Origin of the sequence: Longimicrobium sp. (assembly GCA_036389135.1) — a bacterium.
Classification (GTDB): Bacteria; Gemmatimonadota; Gemmatimonadetes; order Longimicrobiales; family Longimicrobiaceae; genus Longimicrobium.
In genome coordinates this window covers 47,187-55,588 of sequence record DASVQP010000105.1, presented here as the reverse complement: position 1 = coordinate 55,588, position 8,402 = coordinate 47,187, and the positions used below count along the sequence as shown (strand labels likewise).

General features: G+C 68.6%; 8 protein-coding genes. All 8 read right to left on the bottom strand.

The window, feature by feature from the left end; all coding sequences use genetic code 11:
* Nucleotides 1–577: 577 nt before the first annotated feature.
* Nucleotides 578–1,498: a hypothetical protein gene (locus VF584_22275; protein HEX8212919.1), complete on the bottom strand. Its 921-nt coding sequence runs from the start codon at nucleotides 1,496–1,498 to the stop codon at nucleotides 578–580.
* 299 nt (nucleotides 1,499–1,797) lie between these two features.
* Complete coding sequence (locus tag VF584_22270; protein HEX8212918.1) at nucleotides 1,798–1,932, bottom strand: hypothetical protein; 135 nt, start codon at nucleotides 1,930–1,932, stop codon at nucleotides 1,798–1,800.
* Complete coding sequence (locus tag VF584_22265) at nucleotides 1,929–2,270, bottom strand: hypothetical protein (protein HEX8212917.1); 342 nt, start codon at nucleotides 2,268–2,270, stop codon at nucleotides 1,929–1,931. Before VF584_22265 ends, VF584_22270 begins: the two co-directional genes overlap by 4 nt.
* Nucleotides 2,271–2,911: 641 nt before the next feature.
* Nucleotides 2,912–3,454: a hypothetical protein gene (locus VF584_22260; GenBank protein ID HEX8212916.1), complete on the bottom strand. Its 543-nt coding sequence runs from the start codon at nucleotides 3,452–3,454 to the stop codon at nucleotides 2,912–2,914.
* 597 nt (nucleotides 3,455–4,051) lie between these two features.
* Entirely contained in the window at nucleotides 4,052–4,585 is a 534-nt protein-coding gene (locus VF584_22255) for a hypothetical protein (GenBank protein HEX8212915.1), read from the bottom strand.
* Nucleotides 4,586–4,677: 92 nt separating this feature from the next.
* On the bottom strand, nucleotides 4,678–7,314 hold the full coding sequence (locus tag VF584_22250; protein ID HEX8212914.1) for a DNA cytosine methyltransferase: 2,637 nt from the start codon (nucleotides 7,312–7,314) through the stop codon (nucleotides 4,678–4,680).
* A 447-nt stretch (nucleotides 7,315–7,761) separates the two neighbouring features.
* A complete protein-coding gene (locus VF584_22245; GenBank protein ID HEX8212913.1) occupies nucleotides 7,762–8,079 on the bottom strand; it encodes a hypothetical protein in 318 nt (105 codons plus the stop codon).
* A complete protein-coding gene (locus VF584_22240; protein HEX8212912.1) occupies nucleotides 8,076–8,390 on the bottom strand; it encodes a hypothetical protein in 315 nt (104 codons plus the stop codon). The genes VF584_22245 and VF584_22240 overlap by 4 nt, the downstream gene beginning before the upstream one ends.
* Nucleotides 8,391–8,402: the final 12 nt, after the last annotated feature.

Here is an 8,402-nt window from a genome sequence, read left to right as displayed (position 1 = left end):
CAAGCGACAACAGGGTAACGGGTTAACCCACCTGAGGCCGCTCCAGGCGCGTTGTACATGCGCCCGGGGCGGCTTTGTTGCATCTCCATCTAACACAAGCAGTTACGCGCGCGTGTCAGCAGGCGCTGTCGAACCCCTACTCTGAGATTCATGGTTTTGTCAGGTCCAGGGGAACGCGGCCCGGAGGCCTGTTCACGGATTCGGCGGAGGGAAGAGAGGTCTCTCGCCAGGTCATCGAAGGCGTGCTGCCCTCGCACGGTCGTGGTGGATGCGCCGCACGATCACGGCATGGGGGGGTGGTCAGCCCCTCAGCTGCTCTCCGCACCCGGGGCAGCGTACGCGTCCGGGTTTCTCGCGGCCGTTCGACTGAAGCGTGCGTTCCGCCTTTTCGCCGCAGGCACACTCGTAGACCTGCACCCGGTACTTTGGAGCGCGTCCGACGACCGCGCCGGTCGACGTGATCTGCTTCCCGCCACGCTGCTCCACGCGTATGCGCAGACAAGCCGGGGGCGGTTCCGCCGGGATTCTCAACTTCGTGCGGCCGCGAAGGTTCCTGCCGGGATCGGGTGCGTGTGGGTCACGTTGCCGCCCCGGCGTCGACGCGATCGTCCGGCCGCGGATCCAGAGCTGCGGACCCTGCCCGTGCAAGCGCGCGCAGGGCCGAGGAGAATGCCTTGACGTTCAGAGGCGGCCGCCCGCGATGGAGCGTGCCCCACGCGAGCAGGTAGCTGCGAAGGAGCCCGCAGCACGCGCGGTACAGGTCTCCAGCGGCCTTCATCTGGCTCGCGTGGGAAACCGCGGCCGGGTCGGCGATCCCGTGGGTGTCCCAGCACGTGACCGAACCGACGTGGCCGCGCCCGTCACGCGTGTGCAGGTCGATGACGTAGTAGTCGCCGTGTTCCCCCTCCACCGCGGCGAGCGATGGAAGGGCGTCCCTCGGTCCGCCCGCGAGCGCTGTGACGAGGGCAGAGAAGGTCGCGTGGTCCGGACACCACGCGCAGACGAGATCGGTGCGCAGCAGGATCTGGAGGGTGTGACGGTCCCCCGGATCGGCGTCGGTGGTGAGCACGATGGAACCGCCCAGCGCGTTGACGGCGCCCAGCATGGCCTCCGCCCGCGCATCTAGGATGGCCAGGCACTCGTCGCGCGAAGGAAGCGCGCTGTCGAAGCCGTTCCTCTCCGCCCGGAACATCAGCTCGATCACCGGACCGAACCACTTCGCTCCGTTGTAGAGGACGGCGTAGCCGGTCAGGACATCGCCCAGCCCGGTGCGGACGACGTCCTCGGCGTTTCGTGCGATCTCCTCGGCGGTGAGGGGGTAGAACTGCCCCACCCACTCACCTCCCAGCAGCCCGAGGCCGGCGAGCAGCGCGGCGTCGCCGTGCGCGATCTCGCACGAGTGGTTGGTGAGGAAGACCGGCCGCTCCAGCTGGGCCGAGCGGAGGTCCGAATCGAGCGGCCCCTCCCCCTGAAAGCGGAGGAGGGGCGGAACGGACATGCCGTTGCGCATTGGTGGTTTGGTGGTCGCAAGTGGAAGTTGCGGTCGGTACAGCCGGAGCCGCCGCGCCTTTTTTCTTTCCGGGGGTTTCCTTCAGGCCGGGGGGGGGGAGGGGTTCAGCGTTCACGCGGCTTCACGCAGGAGAGCGAGCTGGTCGGGATCGTTTCGCGGGAGTCGTCGTATGGCCCTGCGGATGTGGCCCGCGTAGACGGAAACGGCGCGCCAGTACACAGCCATCGGGCCCTTTCTCGACCGCCAGCTTTGCTCGGCCCGGTGCGCTGCCTCCGTGTGAATCTCGTTCAGGAGAGGTCCGCGAGCGCGTCCAGCACCGCGGGATGGAAGGTGGCGAACTTGCGAAAGGCCGTCATGCCGAGGATCGGATTCCGTACTTCGGCCCGGGACGCTCTCGCCGGCTGAGGGGCGGCGCGGGTCACGGGAACGTCTCGTCGTGGTCGACCGCGAAGCGGTGCTGCACCGGCAGGGACACGAGGCTGAGGCCGTGCGCGGCCCAGTGGTCCCACGGAATGTGCTCGATGGCGTCGCCCCAGTTCGGACCGTAGGGCTCAGTCCACGCCGCGCTCTCACGCCAGGCCCGTACGGCGTCACGTAACGCGGACTCGACGTCCGCCGTCCCCTCGCGGACGAGGAACAGGAACGCCCCCGCGACGCCGTCGCTGAGCCGGAGGCCCGGGGTGCAGTAGCTGATGCTCGCCAGTTCCCAGCCCGCCGGGATCGCGAGATGGGCTGCCGGAGCTGCGTTGTCAGGGGTCATTGGCCGCCTTGCGGAGGTGGTCGCGGGAACGAGGTGCCTGACCCGTTCGGGCCTGCGCTCACCTCTTTTCTTCCCTGGGATTTTCTCCGCGGTGACGAGGTGCGGTTCAACTGAACAGGGAGAGCGCGAGGTCCGCCGGCTGGGCGACCGGCAGTGGCGCCGCCACCGCGCAGGGTGGCGCGCAGGGCGCTGCTGCAACGCGTCCGCGGCGCGGGAGCCCGCGCCAGGTCCAGGAGCGCCTCCTCCCAGAGGGGCACGTCTGGGATGTCTCCGCCGGGGTCGGGGATGCGGAGCAACGCCCGCACGTGGCGGAGGAGTTCGGGGCCTCGGAATGTGTGGCGCCACTCAGTCCGGGAGACCTTGCGGCCCGAGTCGAGAGGAATCGGAGGAGACAGGGGACTTGAGTTCTCGGTGGGCGCTAGGAACAAAGACGTGGGCCGGGAGGCGAATGCCCACCGGCCCACGTTTTATACAGCAGCGGCTAACAATCCTGAAACCAGCAATCGGACCAAGTAGCGCGTGTGGACCCCGGCGGGCGCCCGGTGAGGCAGCACAGCCACGTCGCCCGTCCGCAGCGCCTGCTCCGCGGCGCTGTCGCCCGCCATCGCCACCTTCAGCTCGGTCGACGCGTTGAGCGCCGGCTAGTACTCGTAAACCCCGAAGGCCTGGGGGACGATCCTCGTGCCCGAGACGTACGTGGTCCCCTTGCACACGAGCTGAGCGGAGTCGCTGCCGTCGAACTGTGTCGTCCTGGACGCCCCGAACGAGTTTGTCAAAGTGCCTATGGCGTCGTTCGCCGAGCTGTTGGCCGAGGTGTAGAACATCAGGATCTCGTGCCGGCCGTTCCCGTCGGCGTCACGCGTACCGGCGTACGTCCTGGAGTTCAGCTCGTTAGGGCGTGACCCACCGGGGGCGAGGGTGACCACTGCAGTCCCGTACGAGGACAGGTGGGAGCGGACGGACGAGTAAGAAACCGAGCCGAGGTTGTACGCGCGAATCTGTGCATAACTCCCGTTAAGGATGAGCACGTCCTTCGCGGAGGCCATCCCGAGGGGGGCGCCGCCGGCTGTGAGGAGCGTGCCAGAGTGCTTGAGGGGGAAGGAAAGCTCCCTCGAGCCGGTCCCGTCCGGGTATCCCCTGAAGAACGCCCCGTTGACCGCGCAGAATCGGCCCGACCGGCTCATCTGGTCCCACCAGCCGCGAACAGTCCATCGTGAGAAAGACGGGGAAGGGTTGCGCGTTGACACGGAGGACGTGGGGGCGGCTAAGCTGACCACCCTGGCTCCGCGCGAGAGGTCGATGACCTGGACGTAGTCAGTCACTTTCGACCCACCGCGCGTGACCGTCCGCTTGCAGAGGATTACGGCGTTCCCAATGAGGGGAGCAGTCCAGCCGCTCGGGCACTTTGCGGCGGCTGAGACTGAGGCCTGGACGGCAGGAGGGGCGGCTTTGTCCTCGGGCGCCGTAAGCGGGTCCTCTGAGCACCCGGCCGAAGCCGCGGAGATGCACAGGGCGCAAGCTGCCAAAGCAAAGTGGCGCATAATGCTCCTAGATGGAAAGAGGTGAAGGAAGTTGGGTCAAGTTTCACAGACCCGGTTCTCTTCACGCTTTCTTCTTCGGTGCATGACAAGTATACACGCAATTAGAAGTAAAAGGAACACATTGTTTTGTGACCACTCCTTAGCGTCCTTAAGTATATTACATATTTTCGGGTAGTGAGAAAGCATGCCGCAAACGCCGGGGCGCGATGAACCCTTTTTTATCTCTAGGGGCGCAGCGGGTCACAACAGCGTCAACTGCTCGTCCGGGTCCTCCGGTGACGGCGCGAGCCCGAGCGAGGCGCTGGGTGCCGGGCGCCTGCCCCGGTCCGTGCCTGCCTCGATCGAAAGCAGTCGACGCGCGGCTCGTAGGAGTGCCGACTTTCCGATCCGGCGCGTCGCTGATTCCCTCGGGCGACCGTCGGGATCCGTCTGCTCCGTGATCTCCACGCGCGGTCCTCGGCAGTCGAAGTAGAAGCCCACCGGCCCGCGCCAGAATCCCAGCGTGGTCATCTCGTCCGGATCGTCGGACGGCCCGCCCATCTCCTGAACGATGGCGGACTGCAGCTCCCGGTCGCTCATCGCCCCGCGGAGGGCCCTCCGGCACTCCCAGCGCTCGTCCGCGCCCTCGAACGGGTGAAGCGAGATCCAGAGGACACGGTCGGTCGTCAGGTCGGCTTCAGCGATCCGGTACTTTCCGAGCAGCGACATCCGGCCCGATCCCGTGCTCCGGGAGACGCGGGCGCCGGTCAGCACCTCCCATGCAGCCAGCGCCACGCTTTCGGGTGTTCCGGGAACAGGTCCGACCGGGAGTGAATCCGCCCCCCGGGTGCAGAACGGAGGGGGGACGTCAGGAGAAGACTCGTGGCTCATGCGGCGGCGAGGAGCTGGTGAACCGGCGCTTCGGGTACATCGAGCGCGCCGCGCGCGTGCTCGATCGGGATCACGCCGGGGATGTTGCGGATCTGGGAGAGCACGAGGGCCTGGGCGGTGCAAACTGGGACCGAATTGCCCACCTGCTTCGTCTGCTCCGCCTCTGTGCCGATGAACTCGTAGGTGCTCTCCGCTTCATCGAAGGAGTGCGCCCGCGCCAGCTCCCGGTTGCGCAACATCCGGAACGCCACGTCGATTTGCACCAGCACGCCGTCGACCCAGATGATCCGCCCCGCCGAGCGAGCCGGTGCGGCCACCGCGCCTCCCAGGCCCAGCTCGGGATCCGAGCGTTCCTCGGAGAGCAGCGTCAGCTGACGGCCTGCGTTGGCGCTGACGACGCCGACCTGGGAACCGCCTCCAGTGAGCGTGGGGACAGGGAGGGCGACGTGGCGCGGTACGGGCCCGCCGCCCGGGCGGCTGTGCCGCGGGCTGATGATGTACGACTCCAGCAGCCCGCATCCCGTCTTGCCCGTGACCGTCCAGATCGGGTCGGCCATCCCGCGGACGCACGACCCTCCGGCGCTCGCGTTGTCGAAGCGGAGTAGCAGGGGCACGACCAGCGCGCCCGCACCGTGGCTCGTGACCGCCGGGGCCGGGTGGTCGATCCGGTGCAGGCGAGGCGCCTGGCCGGCGCGCTCGACGAACTGCGGCACCAGGTACGACGTGATCGACGGCCGACACAGGCCGTAGCGCGCCTTCGTGGTGACTGCGCCGAGCGGATTGCACAGGGGGGCGGAGGCGTTCGGGCGGCCGAGATTGCTGCCGAAGAAGGCCGCAGTGTACGCCTCCACGGGGAGCGCGCCGCGCACGATCGGATCGAGCAGCGCGAGGCCCCGGCTTCCCGTCAGTCCCTGAACCGGCTCCCGGATGTCGCGGATACGCCGGGCGTAGTTGCCGCTCGGCCCATCTCCGTGGTTGACGGAAACCAGGTACTGGCTGAGGGCGAGGTATGCGGCGTGTGCCGTGACCGCCGGTGTCGGGTGATTGACGCTGCGGACGGTCGAACGTCCCTTCATCGATACCAGGGCAGGGATCGCGAGCGCGATCGCGCCCGCCGTAGCCACCGTCGGGACCGGCTTGCTCGTAGCCCGCGGAGCCCCGCAGGACTGCTGCGAGAGCGTGTAGGCATGGACGTGCGGGTTCGCGACCCACAGCCCGCCCCCGGTCCCGGTCAGGATGGGGGCTACGGGCTGGAGGACGCCCCGCGGCGCGTTCTCCGTCCTGTTCGCGCACGTGTACGCGAACAGCCCACCATCCCGCACCACCGCCTGCGACAGCGCGATGTGCTGTCCCCCGGCCGTCACTGCCGGGGCCGGGGCGCCCACCGGGCGGAAGGTGTTGGTCCCGTACATCATGACCAGGTACGGGTCAGGGGCGGCCGGGATGATGACGGACTCTTCCTCCCCCGGAAGCACGATCAGCTCGCCGGGATGGAAGACGACCTTGGCGGCCTCCGGCTCGACGCGCGCCGCCCCGTCCTCGGTCCACCGGAACGTGAGGAGAGGGCGCCGGGCCGGCCGGTCGAGGCCTGCCGCGTCCAGCAGCACCATCTCCATCTCGTCTTCGATCGCCGCTGCGAAGGCCGCGGCCCACGGTCCCGTGAACCGGTCTGTGCCCGCTTTCACGCGGCGCAGCGTGTTGTACGCGAGCGCCCGGAGCTGCTTCGGCGTCCCCTTCGGCGCCCGGTAGCCCTTCCTGCGCGGGCGACGGTTGAAGATGGAAGTTCCGCGGTCCTCCCAATCGATGATCTCGGCCGCGCCGCGCCACTTCAGGAGGCTGCGCCCTTCGTCGTCCACACCGCCGTGCTGCGAGTGGGACCGTGCCGGCCAGACGATGGGCTCGTCGTCCTTCCGCGCGATCATGAACCAGCGCTGGCGGCTCGTGGGATCGCCGTAGTCGGCGCAGGTCAGGACGCGCCACTCGACGCGGTACCCACGCCGCTCGATCTGCCGGATCCACTTGCGGAACAGCTTCCCCTTCTCAGCGGGAATCGGCTTGTTCGTAGCCGGATCGATCCGACACCAAAACCGGAACTCAGGTACGTTCTCGCATATCAGGACCCGCACGTCGATGGCGTCCAGCCAGCGGAGGATCGCCTTCGGGTCCATCCGCTTCTGATCGCTGTTCGGGCGGCCGCCGCGAGCGCGCGAGAAGAAGACACAGCTGGGGCTGCACAGCAGAACGTCGAGATACCGTTCCGGGACGATGTCCACCGGATTGGCTGCCTTGACATCCTCGATGTAGTGGCGGACGTGCGGGTGGTTGAGGTGATGCGTGGCGATGGCGACGGGCCAGTGGTTCACGGCCGCCATCACCGCCTCGAGCCCCAACTCGCGAAGCGCGCGCATGGCCCCGGTCGTGAAGCCGCCTGCGCCGCAGAACAGGTCGCAGAGAAGCAGCGTGCGCCGGATTCCCAACTTGTCGTAGGGCCCGACGATCCGGTCGAGCCACCCGGATACGTGCCCGAAACGGCGGCGCGGCGGCTGCGGCTTCGAGGGAGCCGCCCGCCGCCGCGCTCGCGGCCCCGGAAGGCGAATGCCGCCCGGGGCGCTGCTGTCGGCGATCGCGATCAAGAAGAGACGGCGGTAGGGGGGCGCGGCGGGCGGGGTGCTCGCCAATGCGGGACCTCGCCCTCGTTTTTCTCCCTTGGGGTTCCCGCCCGCCTGAACGCCGGGCCGCGGCGGTCGGCGCTATGCCGCGGCGCTGAACAGGTCGGGAGCGGTGGCTTCGATCCAGGCCGCGTGAAACAGGCGCGGCGCTTCTCGCGCACGACGCTCGGCGCCGTCACGAAGGACTCTTCAGGCCCTGTCGCGCAGGCGCGGCGGAGGGTGTGCCCCGCGGCGGCGGATCCCGCACTCTCGACTTCCCAATCCGTTCCCCATCAGCACCAGCGTTGCGCGGGCCGCCACCGGGTTCGGAATGCCGAGTTCGATCAGGGCGAGGAGCTTCCGGAAACGACGAAGCCCGCGCGGCCGGGTGGCCGCGCGGGCTATGTCGTTCTGTGCGTCAGGAGCGGCGTGCTATTCGTCGCTGTCGATCCGCTGGAGCGCCTGCAGGAGCCCGTCGAGCTCCATGTGGAGGTGGTCGTCGGCGGGCGGGAGGAGTTCGGCTCCCGCGCGGCTGAGGATATCGGCCTCCGGCGATCTCCGCTGAACGGGGTAGTACGCCCCGCGCAGCTCCCACACCTCGGGACACGCGCCAAGCCCCTCGGCAAAGGCACGCGCGCCTGCGACCGTCGCGGCGGTGAAGAGGAAACGCAGAGGATCGAAGGGTTCGACCGGCTCGGGGGCGAAGAGGTCGTCGTTGCCGGCCCGCGGGGGTGTGGCCATCATCATCATACGGGTGTGCACGGAGCCGTACCGGCAAGGGGTCCGACGATCAGCTCTGGCTCGTTCGCGAGCGTGTCGGCGAAGAGTGGATCCGCTCCCAAGAGCAGCGCGGGATCGTGCTCGACCAGGTGGCGCAACATTGCTTCGCCAGCTTCGCGGCCGAGCCGCACGATGACGAGGGCCGCCGTGTCGATCCCGCGCGCGGCGGCCTGGCCGTCGTTTGCCGCGCGCACCAGCGCAGAGACAACGTCACCGGGTACAGTGGCGTGCGCCGGTCCCTCGCGCACGTCCACATACACCGTCCTGTCCTGTTCCGACATCGATCCACGTCC

Bases quoted from the DNA above. Each gene is read 5' to 3' on its own strand.
- VF584_22245 (HEX8212913.1), bottom strand. From the start codon at position 8,079: ATGATGATGATGGCCACACCCCCGCGGGCCGGCAACGACGACCTCTTC.
- VF584_22275 (HEX8212919.1), bottom strand. From the start codon at position 1,498: ATGTCCGTTCCGCCCCTCCTCCGCTTTCAGGGGGAGGGGCCGCTCGAT.
- VF584_22240 (HEX8212912.1), bottom strand. From the start codon at position 8,390: ATGTCGGAACAGGACAGGACGGTGTATGTGGACGTGCGCGAGGGACCG.
- VF584_22260 (HEX8212916.1), bottom strand. From the start codon at position 3,454: ATGAGCCGGTCGGGCCGATTCTGCGCGGTCAACGGGGCGTTCTTCAGG.
- VF584_22265 (HEX8212917.1), bottom strand. From the start codon at position 2,270: ATGACCCCTGACAACGCAGCTCCGGCAGCCCATCTCGCGATCCCGGCG.